We start from the raw sequence: 19,114 nt of genomic DNA, 5'->3' as shown, positions 1-19,114 counted from the left end.
GGGCAGGTCGCACAGGGGGGCTCAGGGCGCGAGCAGTTCGACATTCACATCGGCCGGGAACCCCGTCGTCGGCCCGGTCCTGAGCGCGAACTCCCGGACGCCGGCCAGCTGGTCGGGACCGAAGCGGAAGTCGAGCGTCGTGAAGTAGCGCTCCAGCAGCTCCGCGTCGAAGGACTCCCAGCGCGCCGCCTGCTTCGCCACCTGCGTGACCTCCTCCAGGGAGAGATCGCGGGACGCGAGGAACGCCTCGTGCACCTTCCGTACGACCTCCGGCTCACGCGCCAGATAGTCCTTGCGCGCCGCCCACACCGCGAAGACGAACGGCAGCCCGGTCCACTTTTTCCACATCAGCCCGAGGTCGTGCACCTGGAGGCCGAGCCGGGGCGCGTCGTGCAGCGAGGCACGCAGCGCGGCGTCGCCGATCAGGACGGCCGCCTCCGCCTCCTGCATCATCAGGCCGAGGTCGGGCGGGCAGGTGTAGTAGTCCGGCCGGACCGCGAACTGTTCGCTGAGCAGCAGCTGCGCCAGCCGTACCGAGGTACGGGACGTGGAGCCGAGGGCCACCCGGGCACCGTCCAGCTGATCCAGCGGCACCTGCGACACGATCACGCAGGACATGACGGGTCCGTCGCAGCCGACCGCGAGATCGGGGAATGCGACAAGCTCATCGGCGTTGCGGAGGAATTCGACCAGGGTGATGGGGGCGATATCCAGATCGCCCCGCACCAGCTGTTCACTCAGCTTCTCCGGCGTGTCCTTCGTCAGTTCGAGATCGAGAAGGGTTCCGGTCCTGGCGAGCCCCCAATAAAGGGGAAGGCAGTTCAGGAACTGGATATGGCCGACGCGGGGCCGGCTACGGCTCTGTCCGGCTCCGGCGGGTCCATCGGCGCCGGCGGCTCCGGCCGGTGCGCCGGCTCCGGCGGCCTTGGCCGCGCCCGCTTCTACTGCTTCTGCCGCTGCGTTTTCTACTGGACTGTCCACATCGCGAGGCTAGACCCGCGGCGTGCGGTGGGCAGCCCCGGGGCACGGTTCGTCAGCACGTCAGGACCCCTGTCAAACGTCCGGGTGAAGTGATCTTTCCCTCTATCGCTGTGCACACGCTGCGTGCTAGGCTCGCCGCAAGTTGCAGTTTGGTTTCCCTTGCAGTACAGAGCCTGCGGAGCATGTAACCCGCAGGCTTTTGTAGTTTTCAGACTTCTTTGCAGGTTCTGGAGCAGGGCAACCCTTTGGCCCAAGGAGGGCTTATGGCTACCGGAACCGTCAAGTGGTTCAACGCTGAAAAGGGCTTCGGCTTCATCGCCCAGGACGGCGGCGGCCCGGATGTCTTCGTCCACTACTCCGCGATCAACGCGACCGGCTTCCGCTCCCTCGAGGAGAACCAGGTCGTGAACTTCGACGTCACCCAGGGTCCGAAGGGCCCCCAGGCGGAGAACGTCACCCCGGCCTAGTTGCCCGGTCAGGTGATCGCGAACAACGTGAGTAGCAGTACCCAAGGAGCCCTGTTTCCCCCACTCGGGTGGGGAAAACAGGGCTCCTGCCTCACTTCGGGTACAAGCTCTCGATCTCCGCGGCGAAGTCCTCCGCGATCGACGCCCGCTTCAGCTTCAGGGACGGCGTCAGATGGCCGGCCGCCTCGGTGAAGTCCACCGTCAGGACGCGGAACCGGCGGATGGACTCGGCGCGGGAGACCAGCCGGTTGGCCTCGTCTATCGCGCGCTGGAGCGGTCCGCGCAGATCCTCGTCCTCGACCAGCGCGTCCAGCGGGACGTCCTGCTTGTTCCTCATCTGCCGCCAGTGGGCCAGGCCGTCCTGTTCGAGAGTGATCAGGGCCGTGATGTAGGGACGGTTGTCGCCCAGCACCATGCACTGGCTGATCAGCGGATGCGCGCGCAGCCAGTCCTCCAGGGGGGACGGGATGACGTTCTTGCCGCCCGAAGTGATGATGATGTCCTTCTTGCGGCCGGTGATCGTGAGATAGCCGTCGTCGTCCAGCGCGCCCAGGTCCCCCGTCGCGAACCAGCCGTCCTCGGCCCCCGCCTCCCGTACCGCCTCGCCGCGCTGCGCGTCCCAGTAGCCCGCGAACAGCTGGCCCCCGCGCACCAGCACCTCCCCGTCGTCGGCGATCCGTACCGCCGTGCCCGGCAGCGGCCAGCCCACCGTCCCCAGCCGGGGCTTGAGCGGCGGCGTGACGGTCGACGACGCCGTCGTCTCCGTCATGCCGTACCCCTCGAAGATCTCGATGCCCGCCCCCGCGTAGAACGCGGCGAGCCGGCGCCCCAGCGGGGAGCCGCCGCAGACCGCGTACTTCACCTTGCCGCCGAGGGCGGCGCGGATACGCCGGTAGACCAGCGGGTCGTACAGCGCGCGAGCCGCCCGCAGCCCGAGGGAGGGTCCAGGTCCTGTGCCGTGCTCCGCCGCCTCCACGGCCTGCCCGTACAGCTTCGCGATCTTCGACGCGCGGTCGAAGGACGAGGCGCGGCCCATCTTCTCGGCGGTGGCGCGGCCGGTGTTGTAGACCTTTTCCAGGACGTACGGGATGGCCAGCAGGAACGTCGGCCGGAAGGCCCCCAGGTCCCGGATCAGGTCCTTGGTCTTGATCGAGGGCGCGTGTCCGAGCCGTACCCGCGCGCGCAGACAGCCGATCGCGACCATCCGCCCGAAGACATGCGAGAGCGGCAGGAACAGCAGCGTGGAGGCGGGTTCCTTGCTCACCGACTTGAAGACGGGGTGGAGCAGCTCGATGGCGTTGTCCACCTCCGCGAAGAAGTTCGCGTGGGTGAGGACGCAGCCCTTGGGGCGTCCGGTGGTCCCCGAGGTGTAGATGAGAGTGGCGGCGGACTCCGGGGTGAGGCCGGCGCGGCGCGTGGTGACGGCCTCGTCCGGGAGGTGTGCGCCCGCGCGGCGCAGGATGTCGACGGCGCCCGTGTCGAACGTCCACAGATGGGTGAGGCCGGGCAGCTGCTTGCGTTCCTCGCTGATGAGCCGCGTCTGTGGCAGATCCTCCACGGCGCACGCCACCGCACCCGAGTCCTGGAGGATCCAGCGGGCCTGGAAGGCGGAGGAGGTCGGGTAGATGGGGACGGTGATCAGGCCGGCGGCCCAGGCCGCGAAGTCGAGGAGGGTCCACTCGTAGGTCGTATTGGCCATGATCGCGAGCCGGTCGCCGGGGAGCAGCCCCTCCGCGATCAGCCCTTTGGCGACGGCCCGGACGTCGTCGGCGAACGCGGCGGCCGTCATGTCCTGCCACTGCCCCTCGGCCCCCTTGCGGCTGATGACAGCCTCGTCCGGGGCCTCGCGGGCGTTGTCGAAGGGGATCTCGGCGAGTGAACCGCGCCGGACGGGCGGGACGAGCGGCGGTACGGAGACCTCCCGGACCGTTCCGTCCACCCACACCTTCTCGGGCTCGACCAGCACGAGGGACGGGGCCGGGACATCGGCGGAGGGAACATCGGCGGACGGGGCATCGACGGACATGGCAGCGGACACGGGGTAAAAGCTATGACCGTGCGGCGAATCAGGACAGTGTCCGGACCGCTATCTGCACGTCACCGGCACAGCACCCGCTGACCGTGACCACCTGACCTGCGGACTGCCGCAGACCGGCGCCCCCCGTCGTGAGACCGGGGGGCGCTGCGGTGCGAGGCGGCTGAACGATCAGGCGGCGACGGGTACGTTCGCCCGGGGCTCGGCCTCGCGGCTGTCGAAGTCGTCCACCGGTGAAGCCGAGGCGGAGTTGTACTTGTCGTGGTCGAGGAGGTTCTCCCGCGCCGCGACAATGACCGGCACCAGCGCCTGGCCGGCGACGTTCGTGGCCGTACGCATCATGTCCAGGATCGGGTCGATCGCCATCAGCAGGCCCACGCCCTCCAGCGGGAGGCCCAGCGTGGAGAGGGTCAGGGTCAGCATGACCGTCGCGCCGGTGAGCCCGGCGGTGGCCGCAGAGCCGACGACCGAGACGAAGGCGATCAGCAGGTAGTCCTGGATGCCCAGCTGGACGTCGAAGATCTGCGCGATGAAGATCGCCGCCAGCGCCGGGTAGATCGCGGCGCAGCCGTCCATCTTGGTCGTCGCGCCGAACGGCACGGCGAAGGAGGTGTACTCCTTCGGGACGCCGAGGCGTTCGGTGACCCGCTGGGTGACCGGCATCGTGCCGACCGAGGAGCGGGAGACGAAGGCCAGCTGGATCGCGGGCCAGGCGCCCTTGTAGAACTGGAGCGGGTTGACCTTGGCGACCGTCGCGAGCAGCAGCGGGTAGACGCCGAAGAGGACGAGCGCGCAGCCGATGTAGACGTCTGCGGTGAAGGTCGCGTACTTGCCGATGAGGTCCCAGCCGTAGTCGGCGATGGCGAAGCCGATGAGGCCGATCGTGCCGATCGGGGCGAGCCGGATGACCCACCACAGGGCCTTCTGGAGCAGTTCGAGCACGGCCTCGCTCAGCGTGAGGATCGGCTTGGCCCTCTCACCGAGCTTCAGCGCGGCGATACCGGCGACGGCGGCCATGAAGACGATCTGCAGCACGTTCAGTTCGGTGAACGGCGTGATGACGTCGGTCGGCACGATGCCGGTGAGGAAGTCGATCCAGGAGCCGGAACCCTCGGGGGCCTTGCCGTCCTTCGGGGTGAGGCCGGTGCCCGCGCCCGGGTTGGTGATCAGGCCGATCGCCAGGCCGATGGCGACCGCGATCAGCGACGTGATCATGAACCAGAGCAGGGTACGGGACGCCAGCCGGGCCGCGTTGTTGACCTTGCGCAGGTTGGTGATCGACACCAGGATCGCGAAGAAGACCAGCGGCGCGACGGCCAGCTTCAGCAGCTGGACGAAGATGCTGCCCACCTTGTCGAGCGTGGTGTACAGCCAGCCGATGTCCTGGCTGCGGGCGAGCCAGCCGAGCAGGACGCCGAGGACCAGACCGGCGACGATCTGGGCCCAGAACGGGACCTTGGGTATACGGGAACCGGAAGAGCCGGAGCCGGCCGGCTTCTCGGTCGTGGCGGGCGCGGAGTTCGCGGACACGAACACACTCCAGACGTGACGTATCGGGGGCATACGGGGACAGGGGTGCGGCGCTCGTGCTTCAGAGGAGGCGCCGCTGCATGATGCCGGGTCAGACCACGCGGCAACAGACCGCGGACATACAGCGGCAGAGATCGACATGCAGGCGTGCCACGAGCGGGATGCCCGCATCGTGGCGGGGACGCACTGCTGTCTTCATGGCAATCACGTTAACACTCGGCCTTTGACAGGCTCAAAGCATCGCTTTGGGGAGGAAGGGACGGCGCGGGGCGCGAAAGCCCTGGGAAACACAACACCCCAGCGCCGGAAGGACAGTTCCGGAGCTGGGGTGTCGCAGGGAAGGCAAGGGTGTGAGGAAGCTTACGTGGCGCTTACCGCCCGGAGCAGGGGCTCGGTCACCCGAGGGCGCCGTCCTCCTGGGACCGGTTGGCGTCCAGCTTGGCCTTGGCGCCGTCGACCTTGGTGACGATCTGCGCGGACATCTCGTCGCGCTGCTTGCGCAGCAGTACGAAGCTGAGCGGCGCCGAGATGACGATGGCGAGCAGCAGCACCCAGATGAAGTTGGAGTCGCCGAGCCCCTTGGGCAGCGCGCCGACCTGGACCAGGCCGGCGACGACCAGGAAGCAGCCGGCGAAGATGCCGAGGCGCATCGCGGTGTAGCGGATGGTGGCGCTCGTCTTCGCAGCGGTCACAGCGGGCCTTCTCTCTTCCTGGCGTTCAGGTGTCCTGGCGTGCCCGAACAGTGAAGCACGCCCCGTTCAGTACTGATTAAGGGGGAGCAGCATCGTGATGTCGTCGCGGTCGTCACCCGGGGCGACGCGGATCGCGTCGGGCACGCGCCCGACCTCCTTGTAGCCGCACGAGGCATAGAACCTGTCCACGCCCGTGCCGCCGCGGCAGGTGAGCCGGATCGCCTCGATGCCCTCGAAGCCGCAGGCGGCCTCCGCGGCCGCCGCCATGAGGTCGCGACCGTACCCCTGGCCCTGATGGCCGGGGTGGACCATCACGGTGTAGAGCCAGAGCCAGTGCCGCATCAGCCGGTGGGTGTTGAACGTGAGGAACGCCGTCGCGGCGACGGCGCCCTCCTCGTCGTACCCGACCAGCAGCCGGCAGTGGCCGTCGGCCATGGCCGCGAGGTGCTTGATCACCTCGGGCCGGATGTCGTCGGCCGTCACCGGCGGTACGAATCCGACGGCGCCGTCGGCGTTGGACACGTCCACCCAGAGGGCGACGATGCCGTCGCTCAGGGCGCGGTCCACCGCCGGATCCAGTTCGAATATGAGCGCCACGCCGATCCTCAGACCCGCATCGGCTGCGGGGACTCGCGGCGGCCGGCGTCCGGCCCCGGGTACTCGCGGATGATCTCGTAACGGGTGTTCCGCTCCACGGGCCGGAAGCCCGCGTCGCGGATGAGGTCGAGCAGATCGTCACGGCCGAGCTTGTTGGGCGTGCCGTAGTTGTCCGCGTCGTGCGTGATCTTGTACTCGACGACCGAGCCGTCCATGTCGTCCGCGCCGTGCTGCAGCGCGAGTTGGGCGGTCTGGACGCCGTGCATCACCCAGAACACCTTGACGTGCGGGACGTTGTCGAAGAGCAGCCGGGAGACCGCGAAGGTCTTCAGCGCCTCCGCGCCCGTGGCCATCGTCGTACGGGCCTGAAGGCGGTTACGGATCTTGCCGTCCTTCATGTCCACGAAGTCGTGCTGGTAGCGCAGCGGGATGAAGACCTGGAACCCGCCGGTCTCGTCCTGCAGTTCACGCAGCCGCAGTACGTGGTCGACGCGGTGGCGGGGCTCCTCGATATGCCCGTACAGCATCGTCGCCGGGGTCTTGAGCCCCTTCGCGTGCGCGAGCCGGTGGATGCGCGACCAGTCTTCCCAGTGGGTGTTGTGGTCGACGATGTGCTGCCGGACCTCCCAGTCGAAGATCTCGGCGCCGCCGCCGGTCAGCGATTCCAGACCGGCCTCGATCAGCTCGTCGAGGATCTCGGAGGCCGACAGCCCCGAGATCGTCTCGAAGTGGTGGATCTCGGTGGCGGTGAACGCCTTGAGGGAGACCTGCGGGAGGGCCTCCTTCAGCGCGCTGAGCGAGCGCGGGTAGTAGCGCCACGGCAGCGTCGGGTGGAGGCCGTTGACGATGTGCAGCTCGGTGAGGCTCTCGCCCTCCATCGCCTTGGCGAGGCGGACGGCCTCCTCGATGCGCATCGTGTACGCGTCCTTCTCGCCCGGCTTGCGCTGGAAGGAGCAGTACGCGCAGGACGCGGTGCACACGTTCGTCATATTGAGATGACGGTTGACGTTGAAGTGCACGACGTCGCCGTTCTTGCGCGTCCGCACCTCGTGGGCGAGACCGCCGAGCCAGGCCAGGTCGTCCGACGCGTAGAGGGCGATGCCGTCCTCGCGGGACAGCCGCTCCCCGGCCCGGACCTTTTCCTCCAGCTCGCGCTTGAGCCCCGCGTCCATATCCGGCCGCCTCCCCTACGTCTACCAATCGGGCCTGTCGAGCCTACGCCCCCCGGCGGACGGAACCGACGCGGCCCTCCGGTCCGCCGGCCGCCGGTCCGCCGCCCGGGGAGCGGTCCCGTCACTCCTCGGGCAACTCCCCGACCCGGTCCTCCCACTTGGTGGAGAGCACGATGGTCGTACGGGTCCGGGAGACGCCCTTCGTGCCGCTCAGCCGGCCGATCGTCTTCTCCAGACCGTCCACATCGCTCGCCCGCACCTTGAGCATGTACGAGTCGTCGCCCGCGATGAACCAGCAGTCCTCGATCTCCCCGAGATCGCGCATCCGGCGGGCCACGTCCTCGTGGTCGGCGGCGTCGGAGAGCGAGATGCCGATCAGCGCCGTGACCCCGAGGCCGAGCGAGGCCGAGTCGACCGTGGCGCGGTAGCCGGTGATGACGCCGGCCGCTTCGAGACGGTTGATGCGATCGGTGACGCTGGGCCCCGAGAGCCCGACGAGCCGGCCGAGTTCGGCGTACGAGGCCCTGCCGTTCTCTCTGAGGGCCTGGATGAGCTGCCTATCCACGGCGTCCATAGTCCTGAAGCCTTCCATTATTCAGCGATCTCGCAAGTTTACGTGTAGAATCTAAGGCATGCAGGATTGAAGCCCTGCGAATCTTTCAAACGATCAACGATGATTCATCGACTGTCAGGAGTGGACTTCACCGTGTACACGATCGAGATGGCCTACGCCCATATGCGCTCGCTGCAGGAGCTGGCCAACCGCTCGCGTGCCCACCAGCCGGCCGCCGCACAGCGCGTCGACCAGGCCAACCGACCCACGCGCCGCGCCAAGAAGCGCTGACCGGCGCGTCGGACGGCACGGGTTCCGACCCATCCGTCAGGCCTGTCACCTCTCATCACCGCGAGAGCCCCCCAACTCTCCCTCCCAACGGCGGTACAGCCGGTGCGGCACCCCCGCCGCGTCCAGCACCCGCCCCGCGACGAAGTCCACCAGATCCTGGATGTGCGTCGCCCCCGCGTAGAACGCCGGAGAGGCGGGCAGCACCACGGCGCCCGCCTCGTCCAGCGTCACCAGATGCTTGAGCGTCTGCCCGTTCAGCGGCGTCTCCCGCACCGCGACCACCAGCGGGCGCCGCTCCTTGAGCGTCACGCTCGCCGCCCGTTGCAGCAGATCCTTCGACAGACCGAGCGCGACCCCCGCCACGCACGCCGTGGACGCGGGCACGATCAGCATCCCCTTGACCGGGTACGACCCCGAGGACGGCCCGGCGGCCAGATCGCCGGCGCCCCAGTGCCGTACGTCCGCCGCCCCCTCCCCCGTATCCGCCGCCTCCGCCGTATCTGTCTCTGCCGGCAGGTGCGGGGTGAAGGTGTCCGGCTTGCCGTCCGCGCCCCGCGCCAGCCAGGTACGCAGATCGTCCCGCCAGTACGCGTCACGGAAGGCGATCCCCGTCTCGTCGAGCAGGGTCAGCCGCGACGCCCGGCTGACCACGAGATCGACGCTCTCGCCGGCGTCCAGCAGCCCCCGCAGCACGGCAGCGGCATACGGCGTCCCGGAGGCGCCGGAAACACCGACGACCCAGGGCCGCCGCGGCTGTCGCGGGCTCTGCTGGTCTGCGTACTGTCCGGGCTTCACGCGTCCGAGCCTATCCGGCGGCCCCGGGCAGGAACCGGCGACCGTGCCCCGGACGTTCCCCGCACGGGAGCATGTGGACGGCCACGGCTGCCGCGTATCGCTCCAGCACGTCCATCCAGGTGCTGCCACGGACCGCAGGGGGCTTCGATGTCGTATCCGACCGTCAACCCGACGGCGCAGAGCAGGACCGGCCGGGTGAAGACGGCCGCAGCCGTGATGACCGGCTGGGTCGCGCTGCTCTGGGTGCTGGAAGTGGTCAACACCGCGACCGGCGCACTCGACACCTACGGGCTGAGCCCACGGCGGTTCGGCGAGCTGCGCGATGTCATCCCGATGGCGTTCCTGCACCACGGCTTCGACCATCTCGCGTCCAACACCGTGCCGCTGCTGATCCTCGGATTCCTCGCCGCGCTGAGCGGCGTCCGCCGCTTCGCGGCCGTGGTCCTCACGATCATGGTCGTCGGCGGTCTCGGCGTCTGGCTCACCGCCGCCGACCACTCGATAACGGCGGGCGCCTCGGGCGTCGTCTTCGGCCTGCTGGGCTATCTGCTGGTCCGTGGTTTCGCGAACCGCAGCGCGGTGGACATCGTGGTCGGCCTGCTGGTCCTCGCGGTCTACGGCTCCGCCCTCTGGGGCGTCCTGCCCACCAACCCGGCCATCAGCTGGCAGGGCCATCTGTTCGGACTGATCGGCGGGGTGCTCGCGGCGTTCCTCTTCCGCAGGAAGCGGCCCGCGGCCGCGCTCATACCCTGACCGCGGCGACCCGGCCGATGGTCCCCCGCCCCCGACCGGAGTGTCAGACCGTCAGGCCGCGCACCAGGAGGTCGAGCAGCGCGCACGCGAACAGCGCGATCCCGATGAAGCCGTTCACGCTGAAGAACGCCCGGTTGAGGCGGGACAGATCGTGCGGCTTCACGATCGTGTGCTCGTAGAGGAAGGCCCCCACGACAATCACCAGCCCGGCCCAGAAGAACACCCCGGCGCCGGTGGCCAGCGCGTACCAGACGAGCAGGATCGTGGTCACGACATGGGACGCGCGCGCCCCGTACAGCGCGGCCGGGATGCCGAAGCGGGCCGGCACGGACAGCACCCCCTGCGCGCGGTCCGCCTTGACGTCCTGGCAGGCGAAGATCAGATCGAAGCCGCCGATCCAGATCCCGACGGCGAAGCCCAGGATCACCGCGTCCCAGGACCACTGCCCCGTGACCGCGATCCAGGCACCGACCGGGCCTATGGCCTGGGCGAGGCCGAGGATGGCGTGCGGGAAGTTGGTGAACCTCTTCCCGTACGGATAGACCACCATCGGGATCACCGCGATGGGCGCGAGGGCGAGACAGAGCGGGTTGAGCGCCGCGGCGGCCGCGAGGAAGACGACAACGGCGACCAGCGCGCCCGTCCACGCGGACCGCACCGACACCGCGCCCGTCACCAACTCGCGTCCCGCGGTGCGCGGATTACGGGCGTCGATCTCGCGGTCGATGATGCGGTTGCAGGCCATCGCGAACGTACGCAGCCCGACCATGGCGATCGTGACCAGCAGCAGCCGGACCCAGTGGATGTTCCCGTCGTCCTGGAACATCGCGGTGAGCGCGGCGATATAGGCGAAGGGCAGCGCGAAGACCGAGTGCTCGATCATCACGAGCCGCAGGAAGGCCTTGGTGCGGCCCGGCTGCGGTACTGCTGCGGCGGCGCTGGTCACAGCCCGTACTCCCTCCACCGGCGGTCGACTTTCGCCGCCGTCTCCGGGTCGGACTCGACCATCTCCGGCCAGCCGCCGTCCCGGGTGTACCCCTCCTCGGGGAGCTTCCTCGTCGCGTCGATCCCCGCCTTGCCGCCCCAGAACTGCTGGTAGGAGGAGTGGTCGAGATGGTCGACCGGCCCCTCTACGACGGTGAGGTCGCGCGCGTAGTCGGTGTTGCCCAGCGCCCGCCAGGACACCTCGTGCAGATCGTGGACATCGCAGTCCGCGTCGACGACCACGATCAGCTTGGTCAGCGACATCATGTGCGCGCCCCAGATGGCGTGCATGACCTTCTGCGCGTGCTTCGGGTACTTCTTGTCGATCGAGACGATCGCACAGTTGTGGAAGCCGCCCGACTCCGGCAGGTGGTAGTCCACGATGTCCGGCACGATGATCTTCAGCAGCGGCAGGAAGAACCGTTCCGTCGCCCGTCCCAGCGGTCCGTCCTCCGTCGGCGGCCTGCCGACCACGATCGACTGGAGCAGCGGCCGCTTCCGCATCGTCACGCAGTCGATGGTGAGCGCAGGGAACGGCTCCTGCGGTGTGTAGAAGCCGGTGTGGTCCCCGAACGGGCCCTCGGGGAGCGTCTTCCCCGGCTCCAGCCACCCTTCGATGACGACCTCGGCGTTGGCCGGCACCTGAAGGGGCACGGTCTTGCAGTCGACCATCTCGATCCGCCGGCCCTGTACGAAGCCCGCGAAGAGGTACTCGTCGATGTCGCCGGGCAGCGGCGCGGTGGAGGCGTACGTCACGGCCGGCGGACACCCGAACGCGATGGCGACCGGCAGCCGTTCCCCGCGCTTCGCGGCCACCTGGTAGTGGTTGCGGCTGTCCTTGTGGATCTGCCAGTGCATCCCGATGGTGCGCCGGTCATGGCGCTGGAGCCGGTAGAGCCCGAGATTGCGGACGCCGGTCTCCGGGTGCTTGGTGTGCGTCAGACCGAGGTTGAAGAAGGACCCGCCGTCCTCCGGCCAGGTGAACAGCGCGGGCAGCTGGTCGAGATCCACGTCGTCCCCGGTGAGGACCACCTCCTGGACCGGTGCGTCCTTGATCTTCTTCGGCGGTACGTGCGCCATCGCGCCGAGCTTGCCGAAGGCCTCGCGCATCCCCATGAAGCCCTGCGGCAGCTCGGGCTTGAGCAGACCGCCGATCTTCTCGCTGATCTCGCTGTACGACGTGAGGCCGAGCGCCTTGAGCAGCCGGCGGTCGGTGCCGTACACATTCATGGCCAGCGGCATGGCGGAGCCCCTGACATTCTCGAAGAGCAGCGCGGGCCCGCCGGCCTTGTTCACCCGGTCGACGATCTCCCCGACCTCCAGATACGGGTCGACTTCGGCCTTGATGCGCTTGAGGTCACCCTCGCGCTCCAGCGCCCGGAGGAGTGAGCGGAGATCGTCGTAAGCCATGCGGTCCAGTATCGGCCACTCGCTACCCTGGACTTGTCACGGGGGCCGTTGAACCGGCCTCGATCTCCACATGCAGGGGGACCTCCATGCTTCGGGTGCTGATGATTCTGGTGCCGTTGGCTCTCAGCATCTACGCCTTCATCGACTGCATCACCACCGATGAGAAGGAGATCCGCTATCTCCCCAAGCCCATCTGGGCGATTCTGGTGCTGCTCTTTCCGCTGGTCGGTTCCATCTCCTGGCTGATCGCGGGCCGGGACCGTACGACGGCGGTGCGCCGCGGCGGATGGGTCGCGCCCGACGACAACCCGGACTTCCTCAACTCCCTCAAGGATGACCAGGACAGCAAGGGAACCGGCAGGAAGAGCGACGACGGCAAGGGCGTTCGGGGCGACACGCCCACCGGCACACCGGGTGCCTCGCCTTCCTCCTCGCCCTCCGCCTCGCCGCGCGACGACCAGGAAGCGGCCTCTCATCTGGAGCAGTGGGAAGCGGATCTGCGGCGGCGCGAAGAGGAGATCGAGCGCCGCGAGAAGGGCGGCGACGCCGCGGACGACACCCCTCCGAAGCCCTGAATCCCCGGGGCCGCCGCATGGACCACTCGCCCATGGACCGCTTCCCCTTGGACGCGGCACGGGCACGGGAATGGCTGGCGACCGCCGTCGCCGAGGCGCGGGCCGGGCTGGCCGAGGGCGGGATTCCGATCGGCGCGGCGCTGTACGGCGCGGACGGGACGCTGCTCGGCCGGGGTCACAACCGCCGTGTCCAGGACGGTGATCCGTCCCTGCACGCCGAGACGTCCGCCTTCCGCGCGGCCGGGCGGCAGCGCTCGTACCGGGGTACGACCATGGTGACGACGCTCTCACCGTGCTGGTACTGCAGCGGCCTGGTCAGGCAGTTCGGGATCTCCCGGGTGGTGATCGGCGAGGCGGAGACCTTCCACGGCGGTCACGACTGGCTGGCGGAGCACGGTGTGGAGATCGTGCTGCTCGACGACCCCGAGTGCGCTGCCCTCATGCGGGCCTTCATCGCGGACCGCCCGGAGCTGTGGAACGAGGACATCGGCCAGGACTGACGGAGGCGGGTCTGTACGGCCGCGCGTCACACGCCCGCGTAGGAGTGCTTGCCGTTGACGAAGATGTTCACGCCGTAGTAGTTGAACAGCCAGCAGCCGAAGGCGATCAGCGCCAGATACGCGGCCTTGCGGCCCTTCCAGCCGGCGGTGGCGCGGGCGTGCAGATAGCAGGCGTATGCCACCCAGGTGATGAAGGACCAGACCTCCTTGGGATCCCAGCCCCAGTAGCGGCCCCAGGCGTCGCCCGCCCAGATCGCGCCCGCGATGATCGTGAACGTCCAGAGCGGGAAGACGGCGGCGTTGACGCGGTACGCGAACTTGTCGAGCGTCGCGGACGCGGGGAGCCGCTCCATGACGGAGGTGGCGAAGGAGCCGGGCTCGCGGCCGGCGGTGAGGTTGGACTCGTACCGCTCACGGAAGAGGTACAGCAGCGTGGAGACCGCGCCGACGTAGAAGACCGCGCCGCAGAAGATCGCGGTGGAGACGTGGATCCACAACCAGTACGAGTGAAGGGCGGGAACCAATTGGTCACTGTCGGTGTACAAGACAGTGACAGCGAGCCCGAGATCGAGGAGGACCGTGGTGACGAGCGGCAGCCCCATCCAGCGGACGTTCTTCTTCAGCGCGAGCAGCGTGAGATACACCCCGACGGCCACGGTGGAGAAGGTGATGCTGAATTCGTACATGTTGCCCCACGGCGCCCGCTGCACGGACATCGCGCGGGCGACCACACCGGCCGCCTCGATGGCGAAGGCGAGGACCGTGAGGGACACAGCCACCCGGCCGTACAGATCGCCCTGCGCGTCACCACCGTGCGCGCCGGGGCCGTCCGGGAGGTCGCGCGAGCCGGCCGCGGAGCGGGTGATGATCTTCGGCCGCTCCAGGACGGCCGTGCCGCCGTCCTTCTGGGCGACCTGGACCTTCACCGAACCCGCGGTGGACGCCTCGCCGTCACCGGTGAGGGCCGCCGCGGTCCTGGCGACCTTGCTGCGGCTGCCGAACAGCCACTCGGCGATATGGGCGAAGAAGGCCAGCATGTAGACGGCCATGGACGAATAGATCAGCACATTGCTGGTCTGTGCCAGGCTCTCATTGGTTGCTGCGGCGGCGAGATTCACTTCTCAGCCCCTTCGACAGTCTCTTCTGCGGGATCAGGCGCGGTGGGCGCCTCTGAATTGAGGGTGATGGCCAGATCGGCCAGTTCCTCAGGGAGTTTGGCGGACTCGCTGCGGCCGAGTCCCGCCATCTCGACGACGGTGACGCCGTCGGCGCCCCGCACGGCCCGGACCCAGACCCGGCGCCGCTGGATGAAGAGCGAACCGGCGAGGCCCGCGATGGCGACGATCGCACCGGTGAGGGCCCAGGAGTTACCGGGCTGCTGCGAGATCTGGAAGCTCGCCCACTCCTTGACGTCCTTCTCGAAGGTGATCGAGCCGGCGCCGTCCGGCAGCGTGAGCTTGTCGCCCGGCAGCAGGGTCTTCTTCAGGACATTGCCCTTGGCGTCCTTGAATGCCTTCATCTTGTCGGTGTTCAGCTGGTACACGTTCTGCGGCAGCCCCGAGTCGACGCCCAGACTGCCGTGGTACGCGCCCACATTGAGCACCGGGAAGTCCAGCGCGGGGAACCGCGAGAACATCTGCCCCGAGCCCTTCCCGCCGTAGGTCGGCACGAAGAACGCGGCGAAGCCCAGCTGGTCCCGCTTGCCGTTCTTGTCGCGGTAGCCGTCCATCACCTTGATGGCGCCCGTGGACGAGACGTTGTTGTCGATGGGCAGCAGCGGGACCGCGCCCTTGAAGACCTCCTGGCCGCGGCCGTCCCTGACGGTGACGACAGGGGCGTACCCGTGCGAGATCAGATAGACCTTCGAGCCGTTGACGCTCAGGGGCTTGTTGACCTCGATGGCCGCCTTACGTTCCTTGCCGCCGGCGTCCGTGGTGTAGCGGATGTCGGCCCGGAAAGTGCGGGGGGTGCCCAGCTGCGGCCCGCTGCGCTCGTAGGTCCCGACGAATTCGTCGAGGGTGAAGCTGAAGGGGCCGAGATCGTCCAGGTCGAACAGGGAGCCGGACTTGAAGTCGTCGTACTGCGTGAGGGTGTTGGAGAAGCCGTCGCCCTCGACGATCAGCTTGCCGCCCTCGGACTTGAAGAGCTGTCCGGTGGCGAAGGCCACCAGCATCACGATCAGCGCGATATGGAAGAACAGGTTGCCGGCCTCGCGGAGGTAGCCCTTCTCGGCGGCGACCGCGTCGCCGACGGTATGGGCACGGAAGCGGCGCTTCTTCAGCATCGCGAGCGCCGCCTCGCGGGCGGCCTCGGGCTCGGCCGTGGTGCGCCAGGTGGTGTACACGGGCAGCCGGGTGAGCCGCTTGGGCGCCCCCGGCGGGCGGCCGCGCAGCTGGCCGACGAACTGCCAGGTGCGCGGGACGATACAGCCGATGAGGGAGACGAACAGCAGGATGTAGATCGCGGAGAACCACACCGAGCTGTAGACGTGGAAGAGCTGGAAGGTGTCGTAGATCGGCGCGAGTGTCTGATGCCGGTCCTTGAAGTCCTGCACCTTGAGCTCGTCGACGCCGGCCTGCGGGATCAGCGAACCGGGGATGGAGCCGAGGGAGAGCAGGAAGAGGAGGATCAGCGCGATGCGCATGGAGGTGAGCTGCCGCCAGAACCAGCGGATCCAGCCGACGATCCCGAGGGTGGGGCCGCCGATGGCGGTCTCCTCACGGGGAGCGGTGGAGAGCTGCGCCCCGGCGTCGCCCAGCTCCCGGGCGTCGCGGGCGTCCCGCGTCTCGGAGGCGTCCCGGGTCTCGGAGGCGTCCCCGGTCTCGGGGGCGGCTCCGTCGGCCGCGGCTGCCTCCGCCGTGCCGCCGGTCTCTGTCTCGTTCGTGGAAGCCCTGCTCATGGACGCCTTGCTCATGGAACTAGATCCCCACCGTGAAGCCGTTGGACCACGACTGCATCTCCTGCACGATGCCGTCCCACGCGCCGGTCAGCAGCAGCAGACCGGTCGCGATCATCATGCCGCCGCCGATCCGCATCACCCAGACGTAATGGCGCTTGACCCAGCCGAAGGCACCCAGCGTCTTGCGGAAGGCCACCGCCGCGAGCACGAACGGCACGCCGAGGCCGAGGCAGTACGCGACGGTCAGTATGGCCCCTCGGCCGGCGCTCGCCTGTTCGAACGCGAGTCCGTTCACGGCGGAGATGGTCGGACCGAGACACGGCGTCCAGCCGATTCCGAAGAGCGCGCCCAGGACAGGGGCGCCCGCGAGGCCGGTCACCGGACGCTTGTGGAGGCGGAACTCACGCTGGGTGAGCCAGGGCATCTTCCCCATGAAGAACACCCCCATGAGGATCATCAGTACGCCGAGCACCTTGGAGAGGGTCTCCCGGTACTCCTGGAGCGTCGAGCCGAAGTAGCCGAAGAGCGCCCCGCCCGAGACGAAGACCGCGGTGAAGCCGATCACGAACAGCGTGGCACCGACGGCCATCCGGCCCCGTCTGGCCTCGGCGAGATCGGTGCCGGTGACGCCGGTCACGTACGAGAGATAGCCGGGCACGAGCGGCAGTACGCAGGGGGAGAAGAAGGAGACCAGCCCGCCCAGCAGCGCGATCGGCAGCGCGAGCAGCAGCGCTCCACTGCGGACCGTCTCCTCGATGCCGGGGGTCGCGGCGAGAACCTGCACGGGATCACTTCTCCGCGATCAGCGGGTCGATCATCGTGCGCAGGGCCTCCGCGTCGAGCGCCTTCAGCGCGCGGGCCGCGATCTTCCCGTCCCGGTCGAGCACGATCGTGGAGGGGACGGCCTGCGGATTGAGAGTGCCCTTGGGGAAACCGCTGACGATGAGCTTGCCCACCGGGTCGTACAGACTCGGGAAGCTGACAGCGAAGTCCTTCTCGAACGCGAGCGCGTTGCCCTTGTTCCCGTCCCGGGTGTTGATCCCGACGAACGCCACGCCCTTGGACTCGGTCTCCTTGGCGACCTTCACCAGGTGCGGCACCTCGGCGCGGCAGGGCCCGCACCACGAGCCCCAGACGTTCAGCACGACGATCTTGCCCTTGAGGTCACCGATCGCGAGCTTCTCGCCGTCGAGGGTCTGCCCCGCGATCTCGTTCACCGGCTTGCGGTCGGCCTTCGCGACGGTGGAGATGCCACCGGTGTTCGTCACGAAGTTGGTGTCCCCACCGCCGCCCGATGTGCCACCGCCGGTGCACGCCGAGAGCGCCAGCCCCGCCGCGACGACCGTGACCGGCAGAACGGCGCGGAGTCGGCGGTCCGAGCGGCGTCGGGAAGAGCGGCCTGAGTTCATGTGAAAAGTTTCGCATGGGCGTTTCGGGGATCTTGCGCACCCCCCTCGATGCCCGGATAGCCCCTTGTCAGGCCGCCTTAAAGAAAGCGTTCCAACCGCCGGCCGGGGACTGTCCGACCTCCAGGGTACGGAGCTTGGCGAGTACGGCGGGGTCCTGGACATCGAGCCAGTCGGTGAACTGGCGGAACGACACCAGCCGTACGTCTTTCTTGGCCGCCATGCCCTTCAGCGCTTCCTCGACGGCGTCCATATAAATCCCGCCGTTCCACTGCTCGAAGTGATTTCCGATGAAGAACGGCGCGCGATTCGATTCGTATGCCCGATGAAAACCGGCGAGATAAGCGCCGGTGGCCTGCTTACGCCAGCCGGGATAACGCGAGGGAATTCCCCTGGTCGAATTCTGTGACTGATTGGCGAGCATGTTGTAGTCCATGGAGAGGACTTCGAAGGTGTGCCCGGGGAAGGGGACGCCCTGGAGCGGAAGATTCCAGATGCCCTGCAGCTTGTCCGGCCACTTCTGGGTGCCGCCGGGGGAACTGGCGTCATAGCGCCAGCCGAGCTTCCTCGCGGTCGGCAGCAGCTTGTCCTGGCCGAGCAGGCAGGGCGTACGGCCGCCGATCAGTTCCTTGCGGTAGTCGAAGGGCAGCGGATCGAGGTCGGTCCAGCCGCTGTTCGTACGCCACTCGGTGACGAAGGACACAGCCTGGTCGATCTCGTCGCGCCACTGCTCCGGGGTCCAGTGGTCCACCGAGCCGGAGCCGCCGCAGAAGTGCCCGTTGAAGTGCGTGCCGATCTCATGGCCGTCCAGCCATGCCTGACGGACGTTCTTGAGGGTTTCCTTGATGTGGTCGTCGGTGAGGTAGCCGATGTCGGAAGCACCGACGCGATTGTTCGGCGGCCGGTAGAGCGTTTTCTTCGATTCGGGCAGCAGATAGACGCCGGAGAGAAAGAACGTCATCGCCGCGCCATGGTCCCTGGCGACGTCGAGGAAGCGCGGAAAGAGGCCGTTGCCGACCTCGCCCGCACCGTCCCAGGAGAAGACCACGAACTGCGGCGGGGTCTGGCCGGGTTCGAGCGGGACGGGCGGGGGCGGCTGGTGCGGCTGTTTTCCTGTGTCGGAGGTGGAACCGTCCCCGATGAGCCGGACCTCTTTGCCTGTGGGACGGGCACTGCCCGTCGCGCCTTCGCCGTTACCTCCGCCCTTGCCGACCTCCGACCGGTGTGGCCCGCCCTGTCCGGTGGTGCCGCAGCCCGCGATTCCCATCACGGCCGCGGCCCCAATTCCGGCTCCGAGCAGACCCCTTCGGCTGATGTGCCGCATACAGTTCCCATCTGCGCTCGCTCGTCCGCCTGCCGCTCATACGAGTCTTACAAGCGGCAACAGGTGGGATGACGTGCCGAACACACAGGTTCCAGGAATTGTCATATCTTTACTTCTGTAACGGCAGATGTGACAGAACCCGTCAACGCG

General features: G+C 68.3%; 20 protein-coding genes. 5 read left to right on the top strand and 15 right to left on the bottom strand.

Going from position 1 to position 19,114, the window contains the following annotated elements:
- Positions 1-21: 21 nt before the first annotated feature.
- A complete protein-coding gene (locus tag ACFVWW_RS32235; RefSeq protein WP_384186017.1) occupies positions 22-834 on the bottom strand; it encodes a menaquinone biosynthetic enzyme MqnA/MqnD family protein in 813 nt (270 codons plus the stop codon).
- Positions 835-1,244: 410 nt separating this feature from the next.
- Here ACFVWW_RS32235 and ACFVWW_RS32230 point away from each other — a divergent pair, with 410 nt between their 5' ends.
- A complete protein-coding gene (locus ACFVWW_RS32230; RefSeq protein WP_017948713.1) occupies positions 1,245-1,448 on the top strand; it encodes a cold-shock protein in 204 nt (67 codons plus the stop codon).
- A 91-nt stretch (positions 1,449-1,539) separates the two neighbouring features.
- Here ACFVWW_RS32230 and ACFVWW_RS32225 read toward each other — a convergent pair whose 3' ends face one another.
- From ACFVWW_RS32225 to ACFVWW_RS32200, 6 genes are all read right to left on the bottom strand, one after another.
- Positions 1,540-3,474: an AMP-dependent synthetase/ligase gene (locus tag ACFVWW_RS32225; protein ID WP_386879259.1), complete on the bottom strand. Its 1,935-nt coding sequence runs from the start codon at positions 3,472-3,474 to the stop codon at positions 1,540-1,542.
- Positions 3,475-3,654: 180 nt separating this feature from the next.
- Complete coding sequence (locus ACFVWW_RS32220) at positions 3,655-5,013, bottom strand: dicarboxylate/amino acid:cation symporter (RefSeq protein ID WP_384185870.1); 1,359 nt, start codon at positions 5,011-5,013, stop codon at positions 3,655-3,657.
- 395 nt (positions 5,014-5,408) lie between these two features.
- Positions 5,409-5,705 carry a DUF4229 domain-containing protein gene (locus ACFVWW_RS32215; RefSeq protein WP_384185872.1) on the bottom strand — a complete coding sequence of 99 codons (297 nt, stop codon included), beginning with the start codon at positions 5,703-5,705 and terminating at the stop codon, positions 5,409-5,411.
- Positions 5,706-5,771: 66 nt separating this feature from the next.
- Positions 5,772-6,302, bottom strand: a complete 531-nt coding sequence (locus tag ACFVWW_RS32210; RefSeq protein WP_384185875.1) for a GNAT family N-acetyltransferase — start codon at positions 6,300-6,302, stop codon at positions 5,772-5,774.
- A gap of 8 nt (positions 6,303-6,310) precedes the next feature.
- Positions 6,311-7,474, bottom strand: coding sequence for an aminofutalosine synthase MqnE (gene mqnE / locus ACFVWW_RS32205; RefSeq protein ID WP_384185877.1), 1,164 nt, complete (start codon positions 7,472-7,474; stop codon positions 6,311-6,313).
- Between the two features lie 121 nt (positions 7,475-7,595).
- Positions 7,596-8,048 (bottom strand): Lrp/AsnC family transcriptional regulator, encoded by a 453-nt coding sequence (locus ACFVWW_RS32200; RefSeq protein WP_384185880.1) that lies wholly within the window; start codon positions 8,046-8,048, stop codon positions 7,596-7,598.
- 99 nt (positions 8,049-8,147) lie between these two features.
- Here ACFVWW_RS32200 and ACFVWW_RS32195 point away from each other — a divergent pair, with 99 nt between their 5' ends.
- Positions 8,148-8,318 carry a hypothetical protein gene (locus ACFVWW_RS32195; RefSeq protein ID WP_384186028.1) on the top strand — a complete coding sequence of 57 codons (171 nt, stop codon included), beginning with the start codon at positions 8,148-8,150 and terminating at the stop codon, positions 8,316-8,318.
- 45 nt (positions 8,319-8,363) lie between these two features.
- On the opposite strand, the gene ACFVWW_RS32190 is transcribed toward ACFVWW_RS32195, so the two are convergent.
- Positions 8,364-9,113, bottom strand: a complete 750-nt coding sequence (locus tag ACFVWW_RS32190; protein ID WP_384185883.1) for a UbiX family flavin prenyltransferase — start codon at positions 9,111-9,113, stop codon at positions 8,364-8,366.
- A 147-nt stretch (positions 9,114-9,260) separates the two neighbouring features.
- On the opposite strand from ACFVWW_RS32190, the gene ACFVWW_RS32185 reads away from it, so the two are divergent.
- Positions 9,261-9,866: a rhomboid family intramembrane serine protease gene (locus tag ACFVWW_RS32185; RefSeq protein ID WP_384185886.1), complete on the top strand. Its 606-nt coding sequence runs from the start codon at positions 9,261-9,263 to the stop codon at positions 9,864-9,866.
- A gap of 43 nt (positions 9,867-9,909) precedes the next feature.
- Here ACFVWW_RS32185 and mqnP read toward each other — a convergent pair whose 3' ends face one another.
- Positions 9,910-10,812, bottom strand: coding sequence for a menaquinone biosynthesis prenyltransferase MqnP (gene mqnP, locus ACFVWW_RS32180; RefSeq protein ID WP_384335116.1), 903 nt, complete (start codon positions 10,810-10,812; stop codon positions 9,910-9,912).
- On the bottom strand, positions 10,809-12,260 hold the full coding sequence (locus ACFVWW_RS32175; RefSeq protein WP_384185891.1) for a menaquinone biosynthesis decarboxylase: 1,452 nt from the start codon (positions 12,258-12,260) through the stop codon (positions 10,809-10,811). The genes mqnP and ACFVWW_RS32175 overlap by 4 nt, the downstream gene beginning before the upstream one ends.
- A gap of 86 nt (positions 12,261-12,346) precedes the next feature.
- Between ACFVWW_RS32175 and ACFVWW_RS32170 the strand changes: the two genes are divergently transcribed.
- Both ACFVWW_RS32170 and ACFVWW_RS32165 read left to right on the top strand, forming a co-directional pair.
- Positions 12,347-12,835, top strand: a complete 489-nt coding sequence (locus tag ACFVWW_RS32170) for a PLD nuclease N-terminal domain-containing protein (protein ID WP_384185894.1) — start codon at positions 12,347-12,349, stop codon at positions 12,833-12,835.
- A gap of 17 nt (positions 12,836-12,852) precedes the next feature.
- Positions 12,853-13,335, top strand: a complete 483-nt coding sequence (locus ACFVWW_RS32165; RefSeq protein WP_389680352.1) for a nucleoside deaminase — start codon at positions 12,853-12,855, stop codon at positions 13,333-13,335.
- A 26-nt stretch (positions 13,336-13,361) separates the two neighbouring features.
- On the opposite strand, the gene ccsB is transcribed toward ACFVWW_RS32165, so the two are convergent.
- The 5 genes from ccsB to ACFVWW_RS32140 all read right to left on the bottom strand — a co-directional run bounded on the left by ccsB (position 13,362) and on the right by ACFVWW_RS32140 (position 18,964).
- Complete coding sequence (gene ccsB / locus ACFVWW_RS32160) at positions 13,362-14,453, bottom strand: c-type cytochrome biogenesis protein CcsB (protein WP_384185899.1); 1,092 nt, start codon at positions 14,451-14,453, stop codon at positions 13,362-13,364.
- Entirely contained in the window at positions 14,450-16,249 is a 1,800-nt protein-coding gene (locus ACFVWW_RS32155; RefSeq protein ID WP_386879232.1) for a cytochrome c biogenesis protein ResB, read from the bottom strand. Before ACFVWW_RS32155 ends, ccsB begins: the two co-directional genes overlap by 4 nt.
- Before the next feature lie 4 nt (positions 16,250-16,253).
- Complete coding sequence (locus ACFVWW_RS32150; RefSeq protein WP_384185904.1) at positions 16,254-17,018, bottom strand: cytochrome c biogenesis CcdA family protein; 765 nt, start codon at positions 17,016-17,018, stop codon at positions 16,254-16,256.
- Between the two features lie 4 nt (positions 17,019-17,022).
- On the bottom strand, positions 17,023-17,643 hold the full coding sequence (locus ACFVWW_RS32145; protein WP_384185906.1) for a TlpA family protein disulfide reductase: 621 nt from the start codon (positions 17,641-17,643) through the stop codon (positions 17,023-17,025).
- Positions 17,644-17,710: 67 nt separating this feature from the next.
- A complete protein-coding gene (locus ACFVWW_RS32140; protein ID WP_386879233.1) occupies positions 17,711-18,964 on the bottom strand; it encodes a hypothetical protein in 1,254 nt (417 codons plus the stop codon).
- Positions 18,965-19,114: the final 150 nt, after the last annotated feature.

The organism is Streptomyces sp. NPDC058198, assembly GCF_042882605.1.
In the GTDB taxonomy this organism is placed as follows: domain Bacteria; phylum Actinomycetota; class Actinomycetes; order Streptomycetales; family Streptomycetaceae; genus Streptomyces.
Note: the sequence above shows the minus strand (reverse complement) of the source record. Positions and strands in the feature narration are given on the sequence as shown.

Bases quoted from the DNA above. Each gene is read 5' to 3' on its own strand.
- ACFVWW_RS32200 (WP_384185880.1), bottom strand. From the start codon at position 8,048: ATGGACGCCGTGGATAGGCAGCTCATCCAGGCCCTCAGAGAGAACGGC.
- mqnE (WP_384185877.1), bottom strand. From the start codon at position 7,474: ATGGACGCGGGGCTCAAGCGCGAGCTGGAGGAAAAGGTCCGGGCCGGG.
- ACFVWW_RS32175 (WP_384185891.1), bottom strand. From the start codon at position 12,260: ATGGCTTACGACGATCTCCGCTCACTCCTCCGGGCGCTGGAGCGCGAG.
- ACFVWW_RS32185 (WP_384185886.1), top strand. From the start codon at position 9,261: ATGTCGTATCCGACCGTCAACCCGACGGCGCAGAGCAGGACCGGCCGG.
- ACFVWW_RS32225 (WP_386879259.1), bottom strand. From the start codon at position 3,474: ATGTCCGTCGATGCCCCGTCCGCCGATGTTCCCTCCGCCGATGTCCCG.
- ACFVWW_RS32170 (WP_384185894.1), top strand. From the start codon at position 12,347: ATGCTTCGGGTGCTGATGATTCTGGTGCCGTTGGCTCTCAGCATCTAC.
- ACFVWW_RS32145 (WP_384185906.1), bottom strand. From the start codon at position 17,643: ATGAACTCAGGCCGCTCTTCCCGACGCCGCTCGGACCGCCGACTCCGC.
- ACFVWW_RS32165 (WP_389680352.1), top strand. From the start codon at position 12,853: ATGGACCACTCGCCCATGGACCGCTTCCCCTTGGACGCGGCACGGGCA.
- ACFVWW_RS32155 (WP_386879232.1), bottom strand. From the start codon at position 16,249: ATGAGCAAGGCGTCCATGAGCAGGGCTTCCACGAACGAGACAGAGACC.
- ACFVWW_RS32195 (WP_384186028.1), top strand. From the start codon at position 8,148: ATGATTCATCGACTGTCAGGAGTGGACTTCACCGTGTACACGATCGAG.
- ACFVWW_RS32140 (WP_386879233.1), bottom strand. From the start codon at position 18,964: ATGCGGCACATCAGCCGAAGGGGTCTGCTCGGAGCCGGAATTGGGGCC.
- ACFVWW_RS32230 (WP_017948713.1), top strand. From the start codon at position 1,245: ATGGCTACCGGAACCGTCAAGTGGTTCAACGCTGAAAAGGGCTTCGGC.